This window comes from Desulforudis sp. DRI-14 (genome assembly GCF_052618305.1).
This window is the reverse complement of record NZ_JBQXEZ010000018.1, coordinates 18,188-43,633: the sequence shown is the minus strand read 5'-3', so window position 1 is coordinate 43,633 and position 25,446 is coordinate 18,188. Positions and strand designations below refer to the sequence as shown.

The 25,446-nt window shown below is 59.8% G+C and carries 32 protein-coding genes and 1 rRNA gene; 23 read left to right on the top strand and 10 right to left on the bottom strand.

Annotated elements, in window-relative coordinates:
• A 5S ribosomal RNA gene (rrf, locus tag ACUM6F_RS10010) occupies positions 1–83 on the top strand; the annotation flags it as partial.
• Positions 84–173: 90 nt separating this feature from the next.
• Here rrf and ACUM6F_RS10005 read toward each other — a convergent pair.
• On the bottom strand, positions 174–779 hold the full coding sequence (locus ACUM6F_RS10005; RefSeq protein ID WP_445349136.1) for a DUF4013 domain-containing protein: 606 nt from the start codon (positions 777–779) through the stop codon (positions 174–176).
• Positions 780–1,198: 419 nt separating this feature from the next.
• On the opposite strand from ACUM6F_RS10005, the gene ACUM6F_RS10000 reads away from it, so the two are divergent.
• From ACUM6F_RS10000 to ACUM6F_RS09945, 12 genes are all read left to right on the top strand, one after another.
• Positions 1,199–2,758 carry an ABC transporter substrate-binding protein gene (locus ACUM6F_RS10000; RefSeq protein WP_425620779.1) on the top strand — a complete coding sequence of 520 codons (1,560 nt, stop codon included), beginning with the start codon at positions 1,199–1,201 and terminating at the stop codon, positions 2,756–2,758.
• A gap of 75 nt (positions 2,759–2,833) precedes the next feature.
• The gene (locus ACUM6F_RS09995; protein ID WP_425620780.1) at positions 2,834–3,850 is read left to right on the top strand and encodes an ABC transporter permease; all 1,017 of its coding nucleotides are present in this window, start codon (positions 2,834–2,836) and stop codon (positions 3,848–3,850) included.
• A 32-nt stretch (positions 3,851–3,882) separates the two neighbouring features.
• Positions 3,883–4,692, top strand: coding sequence for an ABC transporter permease (locus ACUM6F_RS09990; RefSeq protein ID WP_445349135.1), 810 nt, complete (start codon positions 3,883–3,885; stop codon positions 4,690–4,692).
• Between the two features lie 10 nt (positions 4,693–4,702).
• Complete coding sequence (locus ACUM6F_RS09985) at positions 4,703–5,677, top strand: ABC transporter ATP-binding protein (RefSeq protein ID WP_425620782.1); 975 nt, start codon at positions 4,703–4,705, stop codon at positions 5,675–5,677.
• Positions 5,670–6,632: an ABC transporter ATP-binding protein gene (locus ACUM6F_RS09980; RefSeq protein WP_425620783.1), complete on the top strand. Its 963-nt coding sequence runs from the start codon at positions 5,670–5,672 to the stop codon at positions 6,630–6,632. The genes ACUM6F_RS09985 and ACUM6F_RS09980 overlap by 8 nt, the downstream gene beginning before the upstream one ends.
• Before the next feature lie 48 nt (positions 6,633–6,680).
• Positions 6,681–7,637, top strand: a complete 957-nt coding sequence (locus tag ACUM6F_RS09975; protein WP_425620784.1) for an aminopeptidase — start codon at positions 6,681–6,683, stop codon at positions 7,635–7,637.
• A 24-nt stretch (positions 7,638–7,661) separates the two neighbouring features.
• Positions 7,662–8,231, top strand: a complete 570-nt coding sequence (locus ACUM6F_RS09970; RefSeq protein ID WP_425620785.1) for a cupin domain-containing protein — start codon at positions 7,662–7,664, stop codon at positions 8,229–8,231.
• 1 nt (position 8,232) lies between these two features.
• Positions 8,233–8,337 (top strand): stalk domain-containing protein, encoded by a 105-nt coding sequence (locus tag ACUM6F_RS09965; protein ID WP_426377633.1) that lies wholly within the window; start codon positions 8,233–8,235, stop codon positions 8,335–8,337.
• A gap of 225 nt (positions 8,338–8,562) precedes the next feature.
• Entirely contained in the window at positions 8,563–8,874 is a 312-nt protein-coding gene (locus ACUM6F_RS09960; RefSeq protein ID WP_425620786.1) for a DUF6922 domain-containing protein, read from the top strand.
• A 189-nt stretch (positions 8,875–9,063) separates the two neighbouring features.
• Complete coding sequence (locus tag ACUM6F_RS09955) at positions 9,064–10,128, top strand: permease (protein WP_425620787.1); 1,065 nt, start codon at positions 9,064–9,066, stop codon at positions 10,126–10,128.
• 45 nt (positions 10,129–10,173) lie between these two features.
• On the top strand, positions 10,174–10,428 hold the full coding sequence (locus ACUM6F_RS09950; RefSeq protein WP_425620788.1) for a thioredoxin family protein: 255 nt from the start codon (positions 10,174–10,176) through the stop codon (positions 10,426–10,428).
• 18 nt (positions 10,429–10,446) lie between these two features.
• Positions 10,447–11,016 carry a thioredoxin family protein gene (locus ACUM6F_RS09945; RefSeq protein WP_445349134.1) on the top strand — a complete coding sequence of 190 codons (570 nt, stop codon included), beginning with the start codon at positions 10,447–10,449 and terminating at the stop codon, positions 11,014–11,016.
• A 336-nt stretch (positions 11,017–11,352) separates the two neighbouring features.
• Here ACUM6F_RS09945 and ACUM6F_RS09940 read toward each other — a convergent pair whose 3' ends face one another.
• Positions 11,353–12,075 carry a metallophosphoesterase family protein gene (locus tag ACUM6F_RS09940; protein WP_445349133.1) on the bottom strand — a complete coding sequence of 241 codons (723 nt, stop codon included), beginning with the start codon at positions 12,073–12,075 and terminating at the stop codon, positions 11,353–11,355.
• Positions 12,076–12,101: 26 nt separating this feature from the next.
• On the opposite strand from ACUM6F_RS09940, the gene ACUM6F_RS09935 reads away from it, so the two are divergent.
• A complete protein-coding gene (locus ACUM6F_RS09935) occupies positions 12,102–12,227 on the top strand; it encodes a hypothetical protein (RefSeq protein ID WP_426377636.1) in 126 nt (41 codons plus the stop codon).
• Positions 12,228–12,313: 86 nt separating this feature from the next.
• Here the strand turns inward: ACUM6F_RS09935 and arsM are convergent, their stop codons facing one another.
• Entirely contained in the window at positions 12,314–12,931 is a 618-nt protein-coding gene (arsM, locus tag ACUM6F_RS09930; protein ID WP_445349132.1) for an arsenite methyltransferase, read from the bottom strand.
• A 36-nt stretch (positions 12,932–12,967) separates the two neighbouring features.
• Complete coding sequence (locus tag ACUM6F_RS09925) at positions 12,968–13,339, bottom strand: ArsR/SmtB family transcription factor (RefSeq protein WP_425620792.1); 372 nt, start codon at positions 13,337–13,339, stop codon at positions 12,968–12,970.
• A gap of 501 nt (positions 13,340–13,840) precedes the next feature.
• On the opposite strand from ACUM6F_RS09925, the gene ACUM6F_RS09920 reads away from it, so the two are divergent.
• The 6 genes from ACUM6F_RS09920 to ACUM6F_RS09890 all read left to right on the top strand — a co-directional run bounded on the left by ACUM6F_RS09920 (position 13,841) and on the right by ACUM6F_RS09890 (position 17,927).
• On the top strand, positions 13,841–14,275 hold the full coding sequence (locus tag ACUM6F_RS09920; protein WP_445349131.1) for an Hsp20/alpha crystallin family protein: 435 nt from the start codon (positions 13,841–13,843) through the stop codon (positions 14,273–14,275).
• A 163-nt stretch (positions 14,276–14,438) separates the two neighbouring features.
• On the top strand, positions 14,439–14,951 hold the full coding sequence (locus ACUM6F_RS09915) for an exodeoxyribonuclease III (protein WP_445349130.1): 513 nt from the start codon (positions 14,439–14,441) through the stop codon (positions 14,949–14,951).
• 21 nt (positions 14,952–14,972) lie between these two features.
• A complete protein-coding gene (locus ACUM6F_RS09910) occupies positions 14,973–15,344 on the top strand; it encodes an HD-GYP domain-containing protein (protein ID WP_445349129.1) in 372 nt (123 codons plus the stop codon).
• Positions 15,345–15,409: 65 nt separating this feature from the next.
• The gene (locus ACUM6F_RS09905; RefSeq protein WP_445349128.1) at positions 15,410–16,993 is read left to right on the top strand and encodes a diguanylate cyclase domain-containing protein; all 1,584 of its coding nucleotides are present in this window, start codon (positions 15,410–15,412) and stop codon (positions 16,991–16,993) included.
• 97 nt (positions 16,994–17,090) lie between these two features.
• On the top strand, positions 17,091–17,270 hold the full coding sequence (locus ACUM6F_RS09900) for a hypothetical protein (protein ID WP_445349127.1): 180 nt from the start codon (positions 17,091–17,093) through the stop codon (positions 17,268–17,270).
• Between the two features lie 339 nt (positions 17,271–17,609).
• Entirely contained in the window at positions 17,610–17,927 is a 318-nt protein-coding gene (locus ACUM6F_RS09890) for a DsrE family protein (protein WP_445349126.1), read from the top strand.
• Between the two features lie 100 nt (positions 17,928–18,027).
• Here the strand turns inward: ACUM6F_RS09890 and ACUM6F_RS09885 are convergent, their stop codons facing one another.
• Positions 18,028–19,026, bottom strand: coding sequence for a metal ABC transporter substrate-binding protein (locus tag ACUM6F_RS09885; protein ID WP_445349125.1), 999 nt, complete (start codon positions 19,024–19,026; stop codon positions 18,028–18,030).
• A 157-nt stretch (positions 19,027–19,183) separates the two neighbouring features.
• Here ACUM6F_RS09885 and ACUM6F_RS09880 point away from each other — a divergent pair, with 157 nt between their 5' ends.
• From ACUM6F_RS09880 to ACUM6F_RS09870, 3 genes are read left to right on the top strand one after another with little or no spacing between them, the layout of a single operon-like run.
• A complete protein-coding gene (locus tag ACUM6F_RS09880) occupies positions 19,184–20,326 on the top strand; it encodes a YibE/F family protein (protein WP_425620800.1) in 1,143 nt (380 codons plus the stop codon).
• A complete protein-coding gene (locus tag ACUM6F_RS09875; protein ID WP_445349124.1) occupies positions 20,327–21,259 on the top strand; it encodes a permease in 933 nt (310 codons plus the stop codon).
• Entirely contained in the window at positions 21,252–22,001 is a 750-nt protein-coding gene (locus tag ACUM6F_RS09870; protein WP_445349123.1) for a TIGR03943 family putative permease subunit, read from the top strand. Before ACUM6F_RS09875 ends, ACUM6F_RS09870 begins: the two co-directional genes overlap by 8 nt.
• Positions 22,002–22,015: 14 nt before the next feature.
• Here the strand turns inward: ACUM6F_RS09870 and ACUM6F_RS09865 are convergent, their stop codons facing one another.
• The 5 genes from ACUM6F_RS09865 to ACUM6F_RS09845 form a co-directional block, all read right to left on the bottom strand.
• Positions 22,016–22,831 (bottom strand): MFS transporter, encoded by an 816-nt coding sequence (locus ACUM6F_RS09865; RefSeq protein ID WP_445349122.1) that lies wholly within the window; start codon positions 22,829–22,831, stop codon positions 22,016–22,018.
• A 90-nt stretch (positions 22,832–22,921) separates the two neighbouring features.
• The gene (locus tag ACUM6F_RS09860) at positions 22,922–23,866 is read right to left on the bottom strand and encodes a bifunctional helix-turn-helix transcriptional regulator/GNAT family N-acetyltransferase (protein ID WP_445349121.1); all 945 of its coding nucleotides are present in this window, start codon (positions 23,864–23,866) and stop codon (positions 22,922–22,924) included.
• A gap of 121 nt (positions 23,867–23,987) precedes the next feature.
• On the bottom strand, positions 23,988–24,335 hold the full coding sequence (locus ACUM6F_RS09855; RefSeq protein ID WP_425620805.1) for a GerW family sporulation protein: 348 nt from the start codon (positions 24,333–24,335) through the stop codon (positions 23,988–23,990).
• Positions 24,328–25,017 (bottom strand): hypothetical protein, encoded by a 690-nt coding sequence (locus tag ACUM6F_RS09850; RefSeq protein ID WP_425620806.1) that lies wholly within the window; start codon positions 25,015–25,017, stop codon positions 24,328–24,330. The genes ACUM6F_RS09855 and ACUM6F_RS09850 overlap by 8 nt, the downstream gene beginning before the upstream one ends.
• The gene (locus ACUM6F_RS09845) at positions 25,014–25,445 is read right to left on the bottom strand and encodes an anti-sigma factor family protein (protein WP_445349120.1); all 432 of its coding nucleotides are present in this window, start codon (positions 25,443–25,445) and stop codon (positions 25,014–25,016) included. Before ACUM6F_RS09845 ends, ACUM6F_RS09850 begins: the two co-directional genes overlap by 4 nt.
• Between the last annotated feature and the right edge of the window lies 1 nt (position 25,446).

Here is a 25,446-nt window from a genome sequence, read left to right as displayed (position 1 = left end):
ACCCGTTCCCATCCCGAACACGGCAGTTAAGCCCTCCAGCGCCGATGGTACTGGGCAACCGGGAGAGTAGGTCGCCGCCGGAGCTAAAGATAGGAAAAAGCCCTGTCAATCGACAGGGCTTTTTCCTATCGGTGTGGCCCTGACATCTCACCTCGCATATCACAAAGCGGCGATCAGGCCCCGATAGTGCCCGAACTGCCGGCCGCCGCCTTGCGGTAGGCCTCGCCGAAAAGGAAGGCCAGGACGCAGCCGGTGTAAAAGCCGCCCAGCATGGAAAGAATCCAGCCGATGACGGGGATGGCGGCCAGGATGGTAAGGCCGATGAAGAGGACAAGGGAAAAGAGGTAGACCCCGATATAGGCGCCGAAAACAGCCTTAATGAAAGAGAGAACAGCGTTGAACTCAAAAGCCGAGGCGGTGCTGCCGGTGGCCGCAAATCGCGCCAGGGCCATCGGGAGAACAAACCACACCGCGAGACCCACCAGCACGGCGAGGACAGCAAAAAAGCCGCTGATGCCGCCTGCTACCAAGAGCAGGATGGGGATAATCATATACACAACCGAAATCACAAAGCTCAGAAGTCCTCTAATAAACTTGTCGCCCCAGTTTTCCCAAGCCGGCATTTCATGCTTCTCCCGGATTGCGTTGGCCATGATTTCGATGAAGTACCCTGAACACAGGAAGTTCACGATGGGGATAATATTAAGGATGGCTCCGATGATAACCTTAACGATGCCGCCCTCAACCAGTGGCAGGCGCATGGCCTTCTCCAGGTTCATCCCTTGGGCACCCTCTTTCTTGTTTTTCCACGTTACTTCGTTACGCTGAGAAACAATTCCTACCATTAGGCCAAAATTCTCTTATGTCTCTCAGACAGCAGCCGAACCGAAGATCTATAAACGTTCATCAGGACAGGACTTCGCGGTAGACGTTTTTGACCTGCCGGAACACGCCTTCTCACGTCATGCCGGCCGGCGCCGGCACGATATCCTCCGCTTTTAATACACATTTCCCGTTAAGGAAAGCAGGATTTTCTTTAGTTATATTGAATGACTTTTAGCCAAAGTGAAAAGACGAGGGCGTCTAATCTATGATCAGAAAGGGGGACGCGTTGAGTTTTTCCGCAAATGATACCGCGGACAAATCCCGGGCACAGCCAAGAACCAAGGACCAGCAAACTTTTGGGAGGGAGTTAGTAATGAAGAGAACCGTGGCTGGGCTGCTAGGCCTCCTGTTATTGTTGGGGGTTGTCGCGGGGTGCGGTAAGTCCGCCAACACGCCGCAAAGCTCGACCCCGCAGACCAAGACGCTCATTATCGGATCAGCCGCCGACCTGGGGACGATTGACCCGGCGGTGGCTATGGACAATTCGGCCTGGAAGATCAGCTATCCGGCCTATGACCGTCTGGTGCAGTACAAGGGGAGCGAAACCGAAGTGGAACCCTCGGTCGCCAAGTCGTGGGAGGTTTCGCCGGATGGTCTCACCTGGACCTTCCACCTGCGCGATGACGTTAAGTTCGCTGACGGGACGCCCCTTGACGCCAACGCGGTCAAGTTTTCGTTTGACCGCTTGATGAAGATCAAACAGGGTCCGTCCGAGGCCTTTCCGACATTGGAGAGCGTGACCGTTGTCGACCCGTATACCGTCCAGTTTAAGCTGAACAAGGTATTTCCACCCTTCCTGTCGACTCTGGCCACCAACGGCGGGAGCATTGTCAACCCGGCGGTGATGAAGCATGAGAAGGACGGGGACATGGGCCAGAACTGGCTGGCCACGCACACTGAAGGCAGCGGTCCCTATCAGGTGGCCGAATGGCAGCCCTCTCAGTACATCAAGCTGGCGGCCAATGCCGGCTACTGGGGCGGCAAGCCGAAACTGGACACCATCCTGATCAAGACCATCAAAGATCCCTCGGCGCAGCGCATGGCCCTGGAGAAGGGCGACATCGACATCGCCGAGAACATTCCCGTCGACCAGATGGAGGAACTGAAGAAAAACCCCGACATCAATGTCTTTGAGAGCCCCAGCCTGATGGTGGACTACCTGTACCTGAACACCCAGAAGCCAGCGCTGAGCAACCCCAAGGTCCGGCAAGCCATTTCCTACGCCATCGACTACCAGGGGATCATCTCCGGTGTGTGGCAGGGCAACGCCACACAGATGCGCGGACCTATCCCGGAGGGCCTGTGGGGGCACGATCCCGGTGTCTTCCAGTACACCCGCGACGTGGCTAAAGCCAAGGCCTTGCTGCAGGAAGCGCAAGCCGGCAACCTGACCCTGACCCTGATGTACTCCGACGGCAAGGCCTGGTGGGAGCCGGAGGCCCAGATCATTCAGAATAATCTGGCCGATATCGGCATCACGGTCAAGCTGGAGAAGATCGCCTACGCCACCCAGCGTGAGAAGATCGACAAGGGCGATTTCGACATGACGCTCGGGGTATGGAGCCCGGACTACGCCGACCCGTACATGTTTATGAACTACTGGTTTGACTCGAATAATTTTGGCCTTGCGGGCAACCGGGCGTTCTACAAGAATCCGCAGGTGGACGGCCTGGTGCGGGAGGCGGCCACCATCACCGATGCGCAAAAACGGGTTGAGCTTTACAGGCAAGCCCAGGATATTATTATGCAGGATGCGCCGTATGTTTTCCTGGTCCAGAAGAATTACCAGTTGCCGATGCGCAAATCGGTGCAGGGCTTCGTCTTCAACCCCATGCTCCAGGACATGTACAACTTCCAGGGAATGGACAAATAGGGCTGGTCAAAAGGCGTGCCGGGCGGGTCCCGGCACGCCCCGCCCTTACCAACTTCAGCGGTGACGGGGTGGAGTATGAAAAACCTGCGCTTGGTGTTGAGCCGCTTTGGACAGCTTCTTCTCGTGCTCCTGGGCGTGACTTTTGTCACTTTTCTCGTCTCCCATGTCATCCCGGGGGACCCGGCACGCATGCTTGTCGGTCAACGGGCCAGCGAGGAGACGCTGGCGGCCATGCGGCATGCGCTGGGTCTTGACCAACCGGTTTGGCTGCAGTACCTGCATTATCTCTGGGGTTTGCTCCATGGGGACATGGGGGTCTCGATCCGCACGCAGCGGCCGGTGCTCAGCGAACTGCTGACCTATTTTCCGGCGACCCTCGAATTGACGCTTTGGGCGATGGGATTCGCTGTTGCGGCGGGCATCCCCTTGGGTGTCCTTTCAGCAGCGCGCCGTGACACGCCCGTCGACCACGCCAGCCGCATCACGGCCATTCTCGGCGTGTCCACCCCGCTTTTTTGGTTGGGCCTAATGGCCTTACTTCTCTTTTACAAGCATCTCGGCTGGTTGCCCAGCGGGGGGCGCATCGACGTTCTGATCAACCCCCCGACCCATTTTACCGGCCTTTACGTTTTAGACAGCATTCTGTCGGGTGACCTTATCGCCTTGAAAAGCAGCGTCCTGCACCTGATCCTGCCGGCGCTCTGCCTGGGTTACATCCAACTGGCGACCATCGCCCGCATGGTCCGGGCGAGCATGCTGGAGGTGCTGGAGATGGACTATATTAAAACGGCAAGGGCCAACGGCATTCCCCGGCGGGGGATCATCTACCGTCACGCTTTGCGTAACGCCCTTATCCCCGCCGTGACGATCATCGGCCTTTCGTTCGGCGAACTGCTGGGCGGGGCCATCCTGACGGAGACAATTTTCGCCTGGCCCGGTATGGGCAAGTATGTGGTGGACTCGATCTCCTTCCTGGACTTCCCGGCGATCATGGGCTTTACCATCGTCGTAGCCGTGTTTTACGTCCTGATCAATATGGCTGTTGACCTGCTATACACCGTGCTCGATCCCCAGATCAGAGAGGTGCACTGACCTTGAAGCGCGCGCCTTATTACTTGTATATGATGAAACGCTACCCCCTGACGGCGGCCGGGGCTGCGATCGTCCTGCTGGTCGTCCTTGCCGCCGTCTGCGCGCCCGTCCTGGCCCCTTACGACCCGCTGGCTCTGCACCTGCCGGATCGCCTTCAGCCTCCCGGCCCGGCCTACCCGCTGGGCACCGACGAAATGGGGCGGGACATCCTGAGCCGCGTTCTCTACGGGGCGCGTCTCTCGCTCCTGGCCGGCCTGGGCATCGTCGGCCTGGCCGCTGTGGGCGGGATGGTCATCGGCAGCGTCTCCGGTTTCATCGGCGGCCGGGTCGAACTGGTGACCATGCGCCTGATGGACATCATGCTGGCTTTTCCGAGTCTCGTTCTGGCGCTGGCGCTTTCGGCCGCCCTGGGACCGAACTTCCGCAACAGCATCATCGCGGTGGCGGTGGTCAAAATCCCGGTGTACGTGCGCCTGGTGCGCGGGCTGACCCTTTCCATCAAGGAACGCCAATTCGTAAAGGCGGCCCGAACCTTCGGCGCCTCCCGGGCCTGGATCATCTCCCGCCACATCCTGCCCAACTGCCTGGCGCCGGTGATCGTCCAGGCGACGCTGGGCATCGGCGAGGCGATTCTCATCGCCGCCGCCCTGTCCTTCATCGGCTTGGGCGCGCAGCCCCCCGCGCCGGAGTGGGGAGCCATGGTCAGCATGGGCCGGACCTATCTGCTGGATCAGTGGTGGTACGCCACCTTTCCCGGCGTGGCCATCTTCATCACCGTGATCGGCTTCAATCTCTTTGGCGACGGGGTCCGCGACATCCTCGACCCGCGCCTGCGCGGTTAGGAGGACGGCCATGGAACCTCTGCTGGCGATAAGCGGTCTCTGTGTCGACTTTCACGGTTATGCCGGAGTGGCCCGCGCCCTTGACGGGATCGACCTGACGATTATGCCCGGCGAGTTCCTGGGACTGGTCGGCGAGTCCGGTTCCGGTAAATCGCTTACGGCCACCGCCATTCTGGGACTCTTGCCCAGGGGAAGCGCCCGCATCGCCGGGGGCTCGATCCTGTTCGAGGGCGAAGAACTGATCGGCAAACCCGAGAAGGAGTACGCATCTTTGCGGGGGAGCAAAATCTCGATGGTCTTTCAGGAGCCGATGAACGCGCTCAACCCGGTCTTCAAGATCGGGCGGCAGATGAGCGAGATCCTGCGGATCCACAGACGGCTGCCGGCGGGTGAGGCCCGGCGGGAGGCGGCAAACTGGCTGTCCCGCGTCCGTATCCCCCATCCGGAACGGGTGCTTGATCTATATCCCTTTGAATTGAGCGGCGGCATGCGCCAGCGCGTGCTCCTGGCGATGGCCCTGAGCTGCGGTTCGCGCCTTCTGCTGGCTGACGAGCCCACCACCGCCCTCGACGTAACCATTCAGGCGCAGATCCTGCGCTTGATGCAGGAGACGGCACAATCCTTGGGCACAGCCGTACTGCTGATCACCCACGATCTGGGCGTGGTGGCCCAGACTTGCAAACGGGTGACGGTGATGTACTGCGGCGTCATTGTGGAGACCGGCCCGGTGCATGAGGTTCTTCACAGGCCGGGGCATCCTTACACCCAGGCTCTTCTAAAGGCCCTGCCGAGGCTCGAGAACCGCCAGGAACACCTGCAACCCATCACCGGCAGCGTGCCCAACCTGCTGGCACTGCCTTCCGGGTGCCGCTTCCACCCGCGCTGCGCCGCGGCCGGCGAGCGGTGCCGCCGATCGCGGCCGAAGCTGGTGGCGGTTGCCGCCGGCCATCTGGTGGCCTGTTGGGAGGCGCGGATCAATGGCTGAAGCGTTGCTTTCCCTGCGCGGGGTGGTCAAGGAATTTACCGTGCGCGGCGGCCGCGGCAGCAGCGTCCTGCGGGCGGTCAACGAGGTGTCGCTTGACATTTTCCCCGGCGAAACGGCTGGGCTCGTGGGCGAAAGCGGCTGCGGCAAGAGCACGTTGGCTTATATAATCATGCGCCTCGAAAAGATGACCAGGGGTGAGATGTTCTTTGAGGGGCGGAGCCTGGCCGAAATGAGCAAGGCCCAACGGCGCGCGTTGCGGCCGATGATCCAGACAGTTTTTCAAGATCCGCAGAGTTCGCTCAACCCTCGTTTTCGGGTGCGGCAGATCGTGGAAGAGCCGCTGCGCCTCAACGGCTGGACCGATGCCGAGAAACGCCGGGAGCGCGTGCTCGGTTTGCTCGCAAGAGTGGGGCTGGGGCCGGAATTCATGGACCGTTTCCCGCATGAATTGAGCGGCGGGCAGCGCCAGCGCGTCGCCGTCGCCAGGGCTCTCTGCCTCAATCCCAAGCTGATGGTCTTGGACGAGCCGACCTCGGCCCTCGACGTTTCGGTACAGGCCCAGGTCCTTAATCTCCTGCGTGAACTGCAGGCCGAGTTCGGCATGGCCTACCTTTTTATCTCGCATAATCTGGCGGTGGTGCGCTACCTGTGCGACCGCGTGATGGTGATGTACCTGGGCAGGCTCGTCGAGATTGCGCCTACCGAGGAACTTTTCATGCGACCGGCCCATCCCTACACCGAGATGCTCTTGCAGTCTATCCCCAGCCTGGACCGGAACAGGCCGCTGGCGGCGGCGAGCAACGATGAAATGCCCAGCCCGCTGAACACCCCCCCTGGCTGCGGTTTTCATCCGCGTTGTCCCCGGGCCGTTGAGCGCTGTCGCCGGGAGGTTCCCGGTCTGTCCGCAGTGAGCGACGGGCGATGGGCCGCCTGCCACTTGGCCCTCCGCGAGTGAGCCGGTTACGGTGACGGAGATGAAGCAGCTAGTGGGAGAGAAAAGGTTGTGGCAAAAGTACGTGAACGCATCCTCGATTCCTTGACCAGGAACGCGCCGCCCCTGCGGAGCCTGCTGATTCTTACCCAGGATATCCGTCTCGGGCGCAGGCTGGCGGATATTATGGAAGTCCCCAGCATCCTGTTGGATGTATCCCTGGACGCATCGATCACCCGGCTGGCCGACCACCCTTTAATACGGAACGCAAGCCACGTCGTCGAGCTGTACCAGCCGACGCTGGCTGATTCGATTTACGCCAAGGCGTTGCGCAACCTGCTGCTGGATCGGGGGAAGTCTGTCCTTTCGCTCTGGAACTGGGACGAACGCTACCTGGCCGACGAGTTCTGGGGGGACCTGGAATACCCGGCGATCGCTTCCGCGGCGGCCGCCCTGGCAAGGCGGATGGAGAAGGCGAGCACGGTCCGTGTAACGTCGGACCTGGGTACGGATATCTCCTTTTCGGTTGCCGGCCGTTCCTGGATCGCGGCTGACGGTTACTGCGCCCCCGGTAAGCTGGCCCAGTTGCCGGACGGAGAAATCTATACCTGTCCCGTGGAGGAGTCCTTTTACGGGCGCATCGTTATCGACGGCACCATTTCCCGGCTTTGGCTACCCGACAAACCGGTGGCGCTGCGTTTTGAAGCCGGCCGGATGGTGGAAGCGGATCCACGCTTCGAACAATGGCTGTGGAGCAACGCTGGGGGAGTTGACATGATCGGCGAGTTCGCCATCGGCATGAACCCGATGGTACACGGCCCCTACGCCAACATTTCCGTGGACGAAAAGGAAGCGGGCAGCGTCCACTTCGCCTTGGGCGACAGCTACCGCCTGGGCTTGACCGAATCGGTCTATCACGTCGACTTTGTGGTCCGCAACCCCGTGATTACCGTCGACGGGACCGTTCTCAAAGACTACCTCCCGGCAGTCCAGCCGCAAAAAGGCGGGGCTGTTGCAGTATCGCTCTGATTGTTGTGCGAGGAGGCTCTGCTGATGAGGATGGATGACCCTCCGCTGAAGAGCATCGGGGATAAGATCCGCCAATATCGCAAGGAGAAACGGCTGACGGTCGAAGCTCTGGCCTCCCAGTGTCAGCTCAGCGCGGGTTTGATAAGCCAGGTCGAGCGCGGCCTGGCGACACCCTCACTGGACTCGCTGTGGAGAATCACCAGAGTGCTGGATATTCCTCTCATCGCGCTTTTTGACGCCGAAGACGAGGAACGCGTGACGGTTTTGCGCGCCGACCAGCAAAAACGCCTGGTGTTGCCCGAGTCAAACGTCACCTACCGCATGCTGTCGCCGGGGAAGAGAGACGACAAGATCGAGTTCCTCTCCATCATATTGGAACCGGGCACCTGGACGAACGGAACGCTTCTCGTCCATCAAGGCGAGGAATGCGGTGTCGTTGTCCAGGGGGAAATCACGGTAATGATCGGGGACAGAGAGTACTTACTGCGCGAGGGCGACAGCATCTACTTCGACAGCACCTTGCCTCACCGTTTCTTTAATCGCGGGAAGAAAGTCGCCGTCGGCATATGGGCCATGACTCCGCCATCTTTCTAGGGTGCCGCCCGGCCGCACTTTCGTGCCCCTGCGTTTCGTCAGCGAAACCCTGGGCGCAGTGGTGGATTACGATCCGGTGACCAGGCAGATTACCATTACCAGATAAGAGAATTATTTTCCCCTCCATCAAGCAGGCCCCGGCAATGAATCTGCCGGGGCCTGCCCTTTTCTCACGAGGAGGGTCAGGGCTTCAGTTTTCGGAGTAAGAACAGTCCCTGGGTGACAGAGAACTGAACGTGGTCATCGGCACGCTTGTTGCAGCCAGATAATGGAATTGCTGCTTCAAATATGCTATAATAAATACAGGTTCAAGAAAGGATAGAAGGGATAAATGGATAACAAACACAAAATTCCCGTATGGCTCCACGATCTTTTCTGGGACGTGAATCCGCAGGAAGTGGATCTGTCACGGAATAGTGTCCTGGTCATCGAACGGCTGTTAAATGAAGGCGACCAAAAGGCGCTGAACTGGTTGTTCAGGACGTACACCGAAGACGAAATCAGGGAAGCAGTATTGCATAGCAGGTCCCTTTCCTTAAAGACAGCAAGGTGCTGGCAAAACTATTTTGACCTGAAAGAGGAAGAAATGCGGTGTTTTGGTATGTACTCGACGGCTGCAGCGTGTTCTGGACGGAAGATTTAAACAGCGGCATAAACAACTTCATTCGAGTCTTTCGGGATGGATGCAACAGGTCCATCCCAATTTATTTTTAGCCTATGTCAAAAAATGCTTGACGACCTTGTCGCTTTGGACTATAAGTAAAATATAAGTACATCATCAATTACTAATATAGAGGGAGGGAGCCCGGGTCACATCGGCTTGGGCGGAGCAATGGACTATCTGACTGGCGTCTTGCTTAGCGGCTGGAACGAGATCCTGGAATACTTGTCGGCGCACGTCCTGACCTGCCTTGTCCCGGCGTTTTTTATCGCCGGCGGAATCGCGGTTGCTGTCTCCTCGGCAGCAGTTCTTAAATTCTTCGGCCCCCAAACCAAGAAGTATATTTCATACGGTGTGGCATCTGTTTCGGGAGTCATTCTTGCCGTCTGCTCGTGTACGATCCTCCCGCTCTTCGCCGGCATCTACCGTAAGGGCGCGGGTCTCGGTCCTGCCGTAACCTTCCTTTACGCGGGGCCGGCCATCAACCTCCTGGCTATCGTCCTGACGGCGCGCAAGCTGGGCTGGGACCTGGGTGCCGGCCGGGCCGTCGGGGCGGTTGTTTTCGCCATCATTATCGGTCTGATCATGGCGGTGCTGTTCCGCAAGGAAGAGGCGGAGAAGGCCGCACGCGCCTCCAGGGACGGGTTCAGCCTGGCGGGGATGGAAGACCGGGGCAAGCCGATTGTACAGCAGCTGGTGTTCTTCGGCCTGTTGGTCGGCATCCTGCTGGTGGGTACGGCCCGGGTTACCAACGAGATCAAGGCCGGCGGCATTGCTGTCATGCTTGTCGTGTTGGGCATTGTGCTTTGGAAGTGGTTCACAAAAGACGAGGTTAAGCAGTGGCTCTATGAGACGGGCAAGCTGGTCCGGTTGATTTTCCCCATTCTCATCGTCGGGGTGTTTATCGCCGGCGCCCTGAAGGTTATCATCCCGCAGTCCTGGATTGCGGCCTCGGTGGGCGGGAACAGCTTGTTGTCCAACTTCATCGCTTCATTCGCCGGGGCGTTGATGTACTTCTCCACCCTTACGGAAGTGCCGTTTGTAAGGATGCTGATGGACCTCGGCATGGGCAGGGGTCCCGCGCTCGCCTTGCTGCTGGCCGGACCGGCCCTGAGCCTGCCGAATATGCTGGTGATCAGGAATGTGATGGGTACTAAGAAGACCGTTGTCTACGTGATCCTGGTAGTAGTAATGGCTACCCTTACCGGGTATGTATTCGGTTCTCTCACCGCTTAGGACGGGTGTTAACCGATTCATTTCTAACTTGAAGGGAGATTATTGGTGGAGATCAAAGTGTTGGGACCGGGATGCAAGAAATGCAAGGCCCTCGAGCAAGAGGTCGCCGCCGTGGTGGCGGAGATGAAACTTGATGCCCGGGTCGAGAAGATTACGGACGTTAACAAGATTATCGACTATGGTGTCTTTATGACCCCCGGGCTGGTGATCAACGGCAAGGTCAAGGTAGTCGGCAAAGTGCCGGACCGGGCCGAGATTAAGAGGCTGATTGAGGAAGAGCGAGACGTTGGACTGCTCTAATTTTGAAACTCGTGCATCATGGGCTGCCGCAAGGCGGCATACTTCCTGTACGCTGGTGAGGTGGTTGTTTTGTTTTTCCGGGACTCCTCGAAAACACCCAAGTCGACACTCGTTTCCGTCGGCGGGGCGAAGGTCGGCATTATCGGTTTGGAGGATGCTTTTCAAAAGGTTGACGGTAAAGTCTTCCCGAACGATGATGCTCTCGGGGAGGCGATCATCGACCTGATCAAGGATAATAACTACATCCCGGCATCGGCCAGGGACAAGTACCGTGAGGGGTTTGTGCGGGCTTACAAGGTTACAAGGGGGATCCCCGTGGAACCCGCCAGGGTGCCGGAGGATGTCTTGGAGATCAAAGTCGTGGGGCCGGGCTGCCCGCAGTGCCGCAAACTCCACAAAGAGATCCTTGCTGTCCTGCAGGAGATGAATGTGGGGGCTGACGTGGAGAAGGTCGAAGATGTCAATGCAATAGCGGATATGGGTGTCATTCTTACGCCGGCGTTGATCATCAACGGCCGGACCAAAGCGGTGGGTAAGGTCCCCTTCCGGAACGACCTCAAGAAATGGATTGGAGAGGCAGGACGATAACCCGGGCAAGAGGGCGGTCGGTCAGCCGCGTGCGCCGGTGCCGGATGCGCCGGCGCACAACAAAAAGAGCAGGCCCTGGGAAGGCCCGCTCTTTTGGTCTTTCAGGCCCGAAATCTGCTAACACTTCCTGCAATCCTGCAGGCGCGGGATTTCCGCCAGTCAGGTAGCGGTCCAGAAAACTCAGTCTTTTGCTTACTGACTGGGCCAACGTAATTTCCTCCTCTGCATTCCCATATTTTTATAAAACTATATTAAGATAATCACATATTAGGGTCAACAAGTGATTAGTGCATATTAGGCAGATGGAACGGCGCCTGCCTCAACCCACAGGGCTGGCTAGCCTGTCCCTAACCGCAGCTTTTCCGCAAACTCGTTAGGCAAGACCTCATTTTGCTCGATCATCCGTGCCGTGCGCTCGACGTCGTAGGGCACTTCGACAAAAACAGCGGCAACATCCCGGCCCTTCAACTCAAGGATGCAGTACAGCGCGTTGGGGTTCCCGTGCTTCGGCTTGCCGACGCTGCCGGCATTGACCACGTGCCCGTTGCTTAACTTCCGGTGGTAGGGGATATGAGTATGGCCGCAGACCAGCACGTCCGCCCGGGCTTTGTCCAGCATCTCTTCCAGCGTTTGAGCCGGGGTGTCGGCGTACAGGTACTCATTCAGCCGGACGGGGCTCCCGTGGACGATCACGATGTCCAGCCCGTCATTAATAATGCGGTATTCCGGAGGCAGTGAGCGAAGGAAGGTCTTGTCTTCCGCGCTGGTGGCTTTCAGCGTAAACTCAATCGACTTTTCCGCCAGCTTCATATCGGCCGGGTCCTTGTAGTCACACCCGCAGATGAAGCGCTCGTAGCCGATAGCGTCATCATAGTTGCCCATTACTGTAGGAATCTGCTCCTTTTGCAGCAGGGCTATGACCTCGCTCGGGTGCGGGCCGTAACCCACGACATCACCGGCGCAGACAATCCTATCCGCCCCGCGGCTTTTTGCATCGGCCAGAACGGCCTTCAGCGCGTATAAATTGCTGTGGATGTCGGCGAGGATCGCGATCTTCACTCCGCAAGCCTCCTTGTTTTCCTAAAATGATTCTCCCTTACGGCTTCCGGGCCGAGACCAGGGTACTGGTCACGGCGTCGCTGTACGCCTCTCTAAGCTCCCTGGACAGCCGCGGCACCAGAGAGTCCGCGGCGGGTGAGCCCAGGTCGTAGGTGTGCAGGACCTTGAGGTCTATATCCGTAAAGCCGTTGTTCTCCAGAATGGTCTTGTACTCCGTGTCCAGGAGCGCCCCGCCGATTCACCCGGCCCAGGCGGCCTGGTCTTGGCGGACTTCTTCAGGGAGCGAACGCGTCGCTACCACATCGGCGATGGCGATGCGCCCTCCCGGACGCAGAACCCGGAAAACCTCCCTGATAACCCGTTCCTTGTCGGGGGCCAGGTTGACCACGCAGTTGGAAATGACAACGTCCACCGACTCGTCAGGGAGCGGAATCGCGTCGAGCTGGCCCTTCACAAAGGTGACATTGGTCAAGGACGTCTGCTTCAGGTTGGCCCGGGCCAGGCTGAGCATCTCGTCGGTCATGTCGAGCCCGTAGACGTGTCCGGAAGGCCCGACCCGTTCGGCAGACAGTAAGCAGTCGATCCCGCCGCCGCTTCCCAGGTCAAGAACCGTCTCGCCCTCGGCGAGGTTGGCATAGGCTACGGGGTTTCCGCAGCCCAACGATGCGGAAGCGGCCAGTGCCGGCAGGTTCTGCACCTGGCTGCTGTCATAGTTCCCCAAGCCGAACATCAGCTCTTGCCCTCCGCTGCAACAAGCCGGCGAGCAGCAACCGGCTAAAGACCCCTTCATCACCTGTTGGGCGGCGTTGCCGTAGCGCTCCCGTACAACTTCCGTAATGTCTTTCTCGGCGGTCATACGCGTTCTCCTCCTTGTATGTTAAATCATGCTCAATTAAGGTTTTGTGCGGCCCGCATTGTCGCAACACCACGATGGCGGCAGCGCGGCGATTCTGGACAGGCGGGCGGACTCTTCGGCCATTTCCGGCAAAAGACGCATATCCATGGCCATGGTCTCCTCAAACTTCCGAAACAGGTTCCCGAGAGCCCCCGGTATCAATGCGTAGTAGGACCATATCTTAACCTTGCGCTCGCTTACCAGGCCGGCCTGCCGCAGGACCTTGAGGTGCTGGGAGATCCGCGGCTGGCTCATCTGCAGCACTTCTGCAATCTCGCAGACGCACAGCTCCCTCTCATGCAGAAGACGCAGTATCTTGAGACGCGTCGGTTCTCCAAGGGCTTTGATTCTTTCGGCAAGTTCCCGCAAAAAGAACACCTCATCAACAATTAATGATTTGCTTATATCCTATATTTACGTGTAATACATGTCAAGACCTGACCGGGCGCAGGGTGGCCTTGATGCCGGGGTCGGCGGCCAGGCAGAGCAGGCGTACCCACTTTTTGTGCAATGCTGCTGTGCGTTAAACCTTGGGAAGTGCGGTGGGGTCAGGGCTTAAGTTTCTTTAGTTTTGGCAATCTTCCCATACTCGGCTTGAGTTAGCCCAGGCCAGAGAAAGCCCCCGTTTATTGGATCTGACGGGGGCTTTGGTTTGGTTGCCGAAAGAAGGAACCGGTACGGGTGGGTAAGGAGCGTTAAGCCCTACGAACCCGGCCGGGTCTTGGGTAGGTCGCAGTTTTTTAAGTTTTGTGAAAAATAAGCAAAAAGGATCTTGACAAAAGGGGAAAGTTTTGGGTATATATTAGTCAAGGATAGTAAAAGTCAAGGCTGCCGGGAGAAGCCGATGCTCATCATCAGGGAGGTGTTGGCATGTCGCTTGTCAGGTGGGATCCGTTCCGCGAGTTGTCTGCTCTGCAGCATTCCATCAACAGGTTGTTCGAAGACATTTACCCGCGGCAGGGCAACCTTACCCAGGGGTGGATGTTCCCTGTCGACATTAAGGAGACGCCCGAGGCCATTCTGGTAAAGGCCGAGATCCCCGGCGTGTCCAAGGATGACATCAAGGTAACCTTCGATAACAACGTCCTGACCATTCGCGGCGAGCGCAAGAGCGAGGAGAAGGAAGAGGGCGCCAACTTCTTGAGAGTGGAGCGCAAGTACGGCTCCTTCAGCCGCTCCTTCTCCGTGGACGTGCCGGTTGACCAGGAAAAGATCAAGGCCTCTTACAAGGACGGCGTCCTGGAAGTTGTCCTGCCCAAAGGGGCAGAAGACTCCAAGGGAGTCACCGTCGAAATAGAAGGTTAAAACCGGCGTTTCTCTCCCGGCAGCCGGCAGTTTGGCAAGTCGAACTTGAAACTCAGCCCGTTTGCGGCTGAGTTTTTTATGGGCGTGGCGGAGAAGGTTATGGACCGGCGGCAGTGGTACTAATATAGCATTACAGCATTGCCGATAAGGTGGTTAAGAGAAAATGCTCAAGGCAGCCAGCTTCAACGTCAATTCGATCCGCGCCCGCCTGGAACTGGTCCTGGACTGGCTCGCCAGGGAGCGCCCGGACGTGTTGTGCCTCCAGGAGACGAAGGTCGAGGACGGCGACTTTCCGCTTCAGGAGTTGCAAAGGGCCGGTTACAACGCGGTGTTTAAGGGGCAAAAGTTGTACAACGGGGTGGCCGTCGTCAGCCCGCATCCGCTCGAAGAGGTGCGCACCGGCATCGGGGACTGGGCCGAGCCCGGTGAAGCGAGACTGATCGCGGTCGCCGTCAGGGGACTCCCGGTGGTAAATACCTACATCCCTCAGGGGCGCGATCCCATTTTTACCGGCCCGGTTTCCCATACGTTTCCTTGGCCTGGAGACGCCGGTGTCTTTTTTGATCCCAAACCTGTTGTTACCGGGCCTGGGCAAGTAATCTTTGGTATCCTTGCGGTTTTCGGCGTCGTCGTGTTATGCTGTTGTCGAAAAATGAGGACCGGGAGACCCACATAGCAGGAGGAGAATAAGGACTTATTGCAAAAAGGGCAGGCTGAGGGCACAATCCGCAAGAACCTGAAAACGCGGTATCGTTACGATAGCATCCTGCAAACGCTTAAGGACTTGCTCTGGCGGGGATGCGGGAACCGGCCGGCACGGTCGCGAGGCCACCATGAGAAGTGGGACGGCACGGGCTACCCGCGGGGACTGAAGGGCGAACTGATTCCGCTGGCGGCGCGCATCTTTGCCGTGGTGGACGTGTGGGACGCCTTGAGTTCGGACCGTCCCTACCGGCCGGCCTGGCCGCCGGAGAAAGTGCGCGCCTATCTGAAGGACGAGGCGGGCAGGCACTTCGACCCGCGGGTGGTGGATGTGTTCCTGAAGATCCTGGCGGAAGAAGGAGAATGACAGGCGCAGGATTTTGCTTTCCGAAGTAGAAAAGATGTCCGGGCAAAGTCGCTGTTAAGGGGACGGTGGATTACGTGAACCCGGGCCAGCGAAAAGACGGCCTTCACCGGCTGGTGGACGCTCTACCCGAGGACAAAACTGAAGCGGCCATGAGATTGCTGGAACTTCTGCTCGGGGAAGGCGGCGAACTACTGCCGGAAGGATCGGCGGGGCGACTGAGCCTTCTCGAGCGGATCGTCGATTCCCTCCCGGACGGCGTCCTTGCCGTTGACCGCGAAGGCAAGGTGGTCGTGTGGAACAGGGCCGTGGAAGAAATGACGGGAGTCAGGAAGGAAGAGATGCTGGGCAGGGGCGAATACGCCTACGCCGTTCCCTTTTTCGGGGAACGGAGGCCCATCCTCGTGAACATCCTGCTTGGCAACGGCAAGGAGTGGGAGCGGAAGTACGAGAAAATCGAGAGGAAGGGACATGTTCTTGTGGGCGAAGGTTTTGCCCCCTGCGCTTACGGCGGCAGGGGGCTTCATTTCTGGACCCTCGTGGCCCCGATCCAGGACGAGAAAGGAAACCTGCTCGGGGCGGTCCAGTGCATCCGCGACATCGGCGAGCGCAAGAAAATGGAGGCCGAACTGAGGTACTGCAGCACGCACGACGCTCTCACCGGACTTTACAACCGCGCGTTCTTCGAGGAAGAACTGCGGCGGCTGGAAAAGGACCGTTCCTTTCCCGTCAGCCTCATCCTCTGCGACCTTGACGGTTTAAAAGCGGTCAACGACATGCTGGGGCACGAACGGGGTGACGAGCTCCTGCGCCGTGCGGCGAAGGTAATCGCGTGTTGCGTCCGCGGGTCCGACGTGGTGGCCCGGGTTGGCGGGGACGAGTTCGCCGTGATCCTGCCGCAAACGGACCGGAAGACGGCGGAAGAGGTGGTCGGGCGCATAATCGAGGCTGTAGAGATGGACAACGCGCAGCACCCGGATCTTCCTTTGAGCGTCCCCGTGGGGGCGGCGACGGCGGAGGATGCCTCGCGCCCGCTGCGGGAGACCTACAAAGAAGCGGACGACGCGATGTACACGAACAAGCTTGTCGCCGGAAAAGACCCGCGGGGGGCAGTGATCCGCGCCCTCAAGGCGACCCTGGCGGAGAAAGACTTTCACAACACGGAGCGCGTGAAAGAGATTGCCTGTCTGCTGGGAGAAGCAGTGGAGCTCTCGCGCGAAGAAATGGACAATCTCCGCCTTCTGGCGGACGTGCACGACATCGGCAAGCTGGGAGTGCCGGATCACATTCTCTGCAAGCCCGGCCCTCTGACGGAGGAGGAAAGGAAGGAAATCCAGCGTCACCCCGAGGTGGGGTACCGCATTGCCCTTTCTTCGGCCGAGCTGGCGCCAGTGGCGGAGCTCATCCGCCAGCACCACGAGCGGTGGGACGGGCGGGGTTATCCCCGGGGGCTGCGCGGCGAGGAGATCCACATTCTGAGCCGCATCCTGGCCATAGCCGACGCCTACGACGCGATGACGTCGGAGTGCCCCTACCGCGATGCCCTGTCGCATGAGAAAACCCTGGAGGAGCTGAAGAGATGCGCGGGGACCCAGTTCGACCCGCACCTGGTGGAGATCTTTACAGAGTTGATGGCGAAAAAAAGAGGATGACAGCCGCAATCGCGGAACAGCGCCAAAAAGGCCCCTGTCGACACTGTTTGACAGGGTTTTTCTTGACGCTTTTTCCTGAAAATGGTCTAATTATCTGGTGCGAAAGGATGAAGTTTTTGTAGGGCTAGGCAGGATCATCGTGCGGCTCGAGAGGGCGCGGCACAGGCTTTTGTCCGTCGACCCGGGCGACAAGGAGAAGCTCCTGGCGGCCAGCCGGAAGGTGGACGAACTGATCATGGAGTATTACCGGGCGAAGTCTAATGCGACAAGAGGATAGCCTTATCGAGCCGGCCGCTGTTTTATTACCGAGGCGGGTTTTCATCCGGGACTGCCTGCGGCCCTGATCCGGTATGTAAGTCCTGAATTTGACCGCAGGTTTTCCTCCTTGCAGCCCAGCAGGGAACAAAAGGCGGGGTTTGCGTATTCAATGTTCAGGTCGAGGTTCGTGAAGCCCCGAAAACGGTAACAGCAGTGGCGGGCGGCAACGCGGGCAGCCGTTCGCTATCCCTGGGCTTGTCCCATCCGCAAGCTGAGTGAAAACAGCGGATTGCCAACGTGCTGTCTTGCATGCTAAGGTGTGAGAAAAGCAGCGGCAATGTGGAGGAGGTGCACAATTGTGCTGATTGGAGTCATGCTGCAGGGTTCTGACGCGCAAAAAGCTTTTGACTGTTTCCGTTTCGGGAACGCCGCTTTGGTCAACGGGCACGCGGTGGAGGTTTTCCTGATCGGGGACGGCGTGAAGTTTGAGGACATCGACAGCGATGCCTACGACGTTTTTGGACAGGCAGCGGAGTTTGTAAAAAACGGCGGGAAAATCATCGCCTGCGGCAAATGCCTGCAACGACACAACGTCACCTGCGAGCTGGCCCCCCTGTCCAATATGAAAGAGTTCCTGGATCTCATCGCCCGCGCCGACAAGATGCTGACTTTCTAAAAACAAGAGGCCGGATTGTTGTTCCCGGCCTCGGACTTTCGCTGCGGCCGTTTGCTATTTACAGCGAACGGCCTTACCTTATACCCACGATAATGCTGCGCTATTTCAGGCCCTGGACCAATACCGCCGTGTTATACCGGATCAGCTTGAGGTAGCCGTCCCGGTCGGGCAGCCCCGGGTCGCCCAGCGGGTCCAGGATCAGCACCTTGCCGCCGAACTCCGCGGCGATGACCTCGGCCGCCTTGCTGCTCAGCTGGGGCTCGGCGAAGACGGTTTTGGCTCCCGTCTTCCGGGCGGTTTCCACAACTTCGGCCAGCCACTTCGCGGGCGGTTCCTGGCCGGGGAACTGTTCGATGACGGCGGCCTCTTTCAGCCCGTACCTCGCGGCGTAGTAGGTCCATGCGTTGTGGAAGGAAATGAAGCTGCGGTTCGTCAGCGGCACGGTTTGCTGCCGGACTTCCTGGTCGAGGGCGGTCAGCTCGTCCTGGTACTTGCGGGCGTTTTGCCGGTAAATTTCCGCGCCTTCGGGGTCGACCTTGCAGAGCCCTTCGGTGACGGCGGGGACGATACGGTCGCGGGCGATCACCGGGTCGAGCCAGATGTGGGGGTTGGGACCGCCGTGGTGATGATGCCTGGTTTCTTCGGCTTGCTCCTCATGTTTCTCCTGGCCTTCGGTTCCTTCGTGACCTTCGTGGTGGTGCTCTTCCTCGGCCGGCTCAAGCAGCTTTACTCCGTCCGCGACCTTGATGACGGTCACGCTGGGGGCGGCGGAGGTGACGGCTTTGGCCGCCCAATCGTCGAGGTTCGCGCCTATTTGAATGAGCAGGGAAGCGTTGCTCAGCCTCTTTACCTGGTCGGGGGTGGGCTCAAAGGTATGGGGACTGGCGCCCGGCGGCAGGACTGTAATGACGTCCGCCCTGTCCCCGGCGATTTGCTTCGTAATGTCGGCGAGCGGGAAGATCGACGCCGCGACGATGATTTTATCCTTCTCCGTGCCGGCTCTCGGTCCCGGCTGCTCGGTCGATCCGCAGCCGGCCGCGGCCGCAAGCACTACCGCCAAAAGCGCCACCAGGGTTGTGATCCTGATCCGGGTGAGCATAGGATTCCTCCTACTAAATAATAATATTCCTAACTACACTGATACTACCTGTGCTATGCTAAGTCAAGGAAAAACATTGTCGTATTGGCAGATGAGGTTCAAACCGCCTGTAGTTTAGGTTTCGTTTGAGATTTAGAAGGAGGGAAAGGAGCGGCGTATGGGGTTCAGACTGGTGATTTTGCTGTTGATCGCGGCGCTGGTTTGGTGTCCCGCAGGGTGGGCGCAGGACGGGTCGCAGGACATCGACGAGGGCGAGGTCTTCCGGGCCAGGGTCGTGGATGTCGCCGAAGTGGAGAGCGTCCCGTCTCTGGAACAGCAAACGGACGGTTTTATCAAGGAGACACAGAACGTCACCGTCGAGATCCTTGACGGCCCGTTCAAAGGGCGGGTGCTGTCGGTCGTCAACACCGGCACCGGGCATCTCGCCTACGACATGGTCTTCAAGAGGGGCGACGAGGTGTTGCTGCAGGTGCAAGCGAGCGGGGGCGAGATCGTCGACGCCTATATCGCGGATTACGTGAGGGAGCGCCACCTGGTGTATCTGGCGGTGGCCTTTGTGGTCCTGCTGGCGGCTCTGGGCGGGATAAAAGGGGCTAAGTCCATTGTGGCGCTCGGTATTACCGGCGTCGCCATCGCCACCGTGCTACTGCCCCTGTTGCTCAAAGGCCACAACCCCATCGCCGTGACCGTGCTGGTCGCCGCGGCGGTGACGGCGGTGACCTTTGTGATTATCGGGGGGTGGACGAAGAAGTCGTTGGCCGCCGTCATCGGCACGACGGGCGGGGTCGTCCTGGCGGGGGTGCTGGCCCTGGCGGTCGGCCATGCGGCGCACCTCACCGGCTTCAGCGAGGAAGAAGCCGCCATGCTGATGTACATCCCCCAGGGAGTGGACTTCGACATCAAGGGCCTGTTGTTTGCGGGTATCATCATCGGCGCCCTGGGCGCGGTGATGGACGTGGGCATGTCCATCGCCTCCGCCATGGACGAAATCAAGAAGGTCAACCCGGCGATCAGCCTGATACGCCTTGTGCAGGCGGGAATGAACGTCGGCCGGGACATCATGGGCACGATGGCCAACACCCTCATTCTGGCCTACACCGGCGCGGCTATCCCCCTTATGCTCGTGCTCATGGCCTACCGGACCCCGCTGGTCAAGGTGATCAATTTGGACTTGATCGCCACCGAGGTTGTACGGGCCCTGGCCGGCAGCATAGGATTGATTATAGCCATACCGATAACCGCTGTCGCGGCGGGATTACTCTTGAACCGGGAAGGCGGCGCGTCCGGGAGGAAAAACTGATTGGCGGAGTTTGCGGTCGTTTTTATAAGCATCTTTGTGGAAGCCTTGCCTTTCTTGCTCTTGGGTACGCTGATTTCGGCGGTGGTTGCGGTATTCGTGCCCGATGATTTCATCGCCCGGCTTTTCGCCTCCCGTTCCCGGTCCGCCCTGGCGGTCGCCGTGTCGGCGGGCTTTTTGCTGCCCATCTGCGAATGCGGCATCGTTCCCATCGTCCGGGGACTCATCCGCAAGGGGGCGCCCGTCTACGCCGGGGTTGCCTTTCTGCTGGCGGCCCCCATCGTCAACCCGATCGTACTGGCTTCGACCTACTACGCCTTTCCCGACAATTTCGCCATAACCTTCCTGCGGGCGGGTCTCGGCATGCTGATCGCCCTGGCCGCCGGCGCCTTTTTTCGTACCTTCTATGCGGGAAACCCGCTGCGCGGCGGGATCTACGTCCTGCCGGCGGCCTGCGCCTGCGGTCACCACCACGGCGCCTCCTGCCAGGGGAGCGGCCGGCCGGGTCTGCTCGGGAAGTGCGGCGACGTAATGCTGCACGCCGGCGACGAGCTGATCGAAGTGGGGAAGTACTTGGTGGTCGGCGTCTTTCTGGCGGCGTTGCTGCGTACCGTCTTGGCCCGGGAGACGCTGCTCGCCGTCGGGCAGGGCGACCTGACGTCGGTGGCGGCCATGATGTTCTTCGGCTACGTGGTCTCCCTTTGTTCCGAGGCCGACGCCTTTGTGGCGGCGGCCTTCAACTACTACTTCAAGGCGGGGGCGCTGCTGGCCTTCCTGGTCTACGGCCCGATGCTGGACCTAAAAAACACCTTTCTCTTATACAGCGTTTTCAAGGGCCGGTTCGTGACGACCCTGATCGTCGTCGTGACCGTCGCGGTTTTAGCCGCGGCTTGGCTGGTCAACATCCTGGCGGGGGAGGCGACGGCGCATGTTTAACGCTATGGCCGTTCTGCGGTGCCTGGCGCTCTTGGTTCTGGCCTGGTGGGTCGACGGGCTCGCGGACTCCGGGATGGTTGCCGCCCTGGTGCACCCGCGTTTCTTCCCGGCCGTTTCGCTGGCGGCGGGGGCGCTGTTTTTCCTGGCCCTGTTCCAGTGCCGGCGGTTTACGAAGCCCGAAAAGCTCAATGCTTGGAGTATCGCGGGCCTTTTGCTCATTCTGAGCCCGGTGCTGGTCAGCGCCGTGCTCCCCGTCGGTTACCTGGGCGCACAGACCATCGAAAAACGCGGGCTGACCGTCGCACCGGCGGGGGAATACGGCGGGGCGGAGGCGGAAAGGTTTTCTCGCAACGACGCTGAGGGCGTCATCGAAATACGCGAAGAGAACTTCGCCGCCGCCTTAAAGGAGATCACGCACGACAACCCGGCGCGGCACCTGGGCAAGAGGGTCGTTATCAGCGGCATGGTGCACCGGGACAAGGGGATGCGGGACAACCAGTTCGCCGTGACACGCCTGTTGCTCATCTGCTGCGCCGCCGACGCCGTTCCCGTCGGCCTGATTTGCGAGTCCGAGGATGGCTGTCCCGTCGCGGAAGGCGCCTGGGTCAGGGTCGAGGGGACGCTCGAGGAAGGTGTTTACATGCAGAGGCCGCTGACGATCCTAAAAGTCACCGCGGTGGATGCGATCGAACCCCCGCCGCAGCCGTATGTCTATCCCCCCGGTGCTTACCGGCCGGAATGACCGGCCATCCCCTTTCAGCTTGGCGGAACGTTCCTCTTTCCGGCGGGCATGCTGTCCACGCCGACCGCGAGGTAGGTCACGAGCCCGGCCAAGGCCATGCCCGCCGAGGCCAAAAACATCCCGCCGTAGCCGGTGAACTGCGCCAGCAGGCCCAGAGCCACGGCTCCAACGCCTATGCCCAGGTCGAAGGACGCGGTGAAGGTCGCCTGCGCGGCCCCGCGCCGGGTGGGCGCGCAAGTCGCGACGGCCAGGGCCTGCAGGGCCGGGTGCAGCGATCCGAAGCCCAGGCCGCCGACGACCGCCGCCCCCAGGAACGCGGCAAGACTGTCAGCCAGCCCCACGGCCATCCCAAGGTTGGCGCCCAGGCCGAAAAAGCCCATCCCTTCGCCCCGCCGGGGAGGCGGAACGAGATCGGTGGCCGCCGTGGCCGCCGAGACGGTCAGGATGCCCCAGCCGGCGCCGTGCACGACGCGCAGCATCATCAAAAGAGCGATGGAAAGGGCCCAGTTGTAGCCGGCGACGGCCAGCACGAAGACCAGTGTCCCGGCCAGCCAGATGCCCCGCCGCCCGTACCGGTCCAGCCCCAGGCCTGTCCAGGGGCGGAGCGCGACGGAGGAAACGGTGAAGATCCCGGTGACCAGGCCGATGACGGCCTGGTTTCCGCCCAAACGGTCGACGTAAACGGGGATGGTCGGCATGAGCATCTGAAAGCTGATAAAGATCGCGAGGTTGAACAGGCAGACGAGGGCGAAATCCCGCGTCCAGAGGGAAGGGCGCTTTTGCGGGGTTCCGTCGGGTACAGCAGGCGAACTGTGGGGGTTTGCGGCCAAAACTAACGCTCCTCTTCTCCAAAAATTGTTGTGACAAGTATATGTCCGCTGCTTACCGGCTGTCAACTCCTCAGTCCGGCTCTAAGGACCTTAAGCCCTTCCCAGGTCGAGGTCCCATCGTTCCTCGACCAAATGCCGCCCCCATACGTCGTGCTCTTTCCTATCGGTTAGCTGAAAGCCAAAGCTCTGGTAAAGATGCCGCGCCGCGTGTAAGGCGTCGAAGGTCCAGAGAAAGACCTTGGCGAACTGTCTTTCCCGGCAAAAGTTCATAGCCTCTGCCATCAGTCTCCTGCCCACACCCCGGCCCCGGAAGCCGGGCTCGACCAGGAACCAGCGGAGCTGGGCCGTGTTGCCGCCCCTTCCGACGATAGCGATGGAGCCGACGATTTGACCGTCATACTCCGCCAGCCACAAACGGTCGGTTACACTGTCGTAGTTCTCCAAAAACTCAACCAAGCCCCGGGCGACGTAATAGTCAAAAGTCAGGTCAAACCCGTACTCTTTGGCGTACAAGACCCCGTGCCGGTAGGCGACGTAACCTATGTCGCCCGGCCGGTGCGTGCGGATGGTCACCGAACTGTCAATGGAACTGTCGGGTTGGCCCGACAAAACGGCTTCTATTCTTGCCATGCTTTTTACCAGCGCTGCCTGCCGGTCTCCGGACAGGGAGCCGATCAGCTTGGCGATTTGCCGATCCGCGCTCTCATTGAGTTTGGCAAGGACGTCCCTTCCTTTTTTGGTTAGATGAAGAAAATGAAACCTCCCATCGCTAGCGGATTTCTCCTTAAAAATAAGGTTTTGCTTCTCAAACTTCTTGAGCATTCTGCTGAGATACCCGGGGTCGATTTCTAAGAGCTCGATTAGCTTGGTGGCAGTGCAACCCCTGGTGTTGGCGATCTCGAAAAGCACGCGGGCTTCGGTCAGGGAAAAAGGGCTGTCAAGGATATGACGGTCCAGCAGACCGAGAATTCTCGTGTAAAACCTGTTGAACCTGCGCACGCGGGCGATCGTCGAGTCAGCCGGGCAACTGGTCATTGGCAAAACCTCCTTGTCCGGAACATAGCACCAATAGTTGACTAAGTCAAGTATCTAACAAAAAAATACTAAGCCCCTTCCAAGAAGAAAGGGGCTTACCGGTTTAGCGGGACTTACGTTGTTACTCTCCCTCTTCCTGAGGCTTGAACTTGCTGAGCACCTCGGGGATCATCCCGGCCAGCTTTTCCAGGGTGCCCTTGTGGGCGAGCGAGTACACCTGCACGTTGTCGCCCTGGATGACCAGGAGCGCTGTAGGGAAGAGCTTCATCCCAGCTCCGCCGCCGCTGCCCTTGCCGCCCTGGTGCTTGTCGTCGTGCCCCTCGCCGCTGCCGACGCCGAACCCCAGGGTCGCGGTCAGGATGGGAACGACCGTAACGCTGCCGCTGACGATGGGCTCACCGACCACCGTCTTCGTTGAAATCAGGTTTTCCAGGCGGGATACCAAAGCCTCCACGTCTTCTTTAAACATGTTGTGCAACCTCCTTTATTCTTTGACCTTTCTTAAAGACTTTCAAAACTTTCGGCCACCACAGCCTGCGGACCGGCCCGGTCAGCAAGAGGCGGGCCGTAAGCCACAAGATTACAATCGGGACGATACGCGCACGGACGGTGCCGGACACGTCCAGGACGGAGCCGGTAAAGTCCGGCTCCAGGTCGAGTTTCAGCCGCCCCCTGGGGAGGATAGCCACCAACCCGGCCAGGGCCCCGGTCAGGGCCGGGTCGTCCGTGCCGTAGACACCGTTCAGTTCAAGGTGCAGGTTAAGCGCCCGGACCAGCTTCCGCAGGTAGCTGAGCAGCACGGAGAGCAGGCTTTGGTTCAGCAGGGCCAAGGTTTTAGTAAGGGGAAAGCCCTGTCGTTTGCCGCTGTGTTTCTGCTTTCGGGGTTCCCTTTGCTTTTTCTTGACTCCAACCCCCGGTTTGCCGTGCGGGACGGGGATGGGCAGTCCCGCCAGGCGCAGGGTGAAGGAAGGCTTCCCTCCGGAGGCGGCGATGCTTGCGGCGACTAAACCCCCGGTCCAGGCCGCCTCGCACTGCACCGAGCGATCCTCCGTTCCGAACCGCCCCCGCGCCTGGAAAGTCAACGGGACGCTCAGCAACAATAACGGCAGAAGGATGAAGGTTAAAATGGCTGCCGCTGCCATCCAGCTCATTTCTTGCCGCGCCCCTTCCGGGACAGAGCCCCGGCCACGGCCAATCCGCCCCGCACCAGCTTCGGGAGCCCCCGCCCCGTCGTCCGGGCCAGCCTTCCTAGTTGGCGGGAACCCGGCACGTAAGAGGCGGCAGCCAGGACGGGCTGCCAGGCCAGCCTCTGCGCCTCCCACAGGCCCGGTCCGGCCGCGCGCTCCGCTTTCTTCCTGGCTGTTCCGGCGCGGGCGACCACCTGCTGGCGCAGGAAAGGCAGTTCCGGCGGCAGGTCGACGTCTTGCGGCTGTTCCAGCTCCAGCCACAGCAGCTTGAGGCGGGACAGCTCCCGGCGGCAGGCCGGGCATGCGGCCAGGTGGCGCCGCACGGCGCCGGCATCCTTCTCGTTCAGTTCCCCGTCCAGAAAGGCCTGGAGGGCGGCAAAATCACACGGCAAC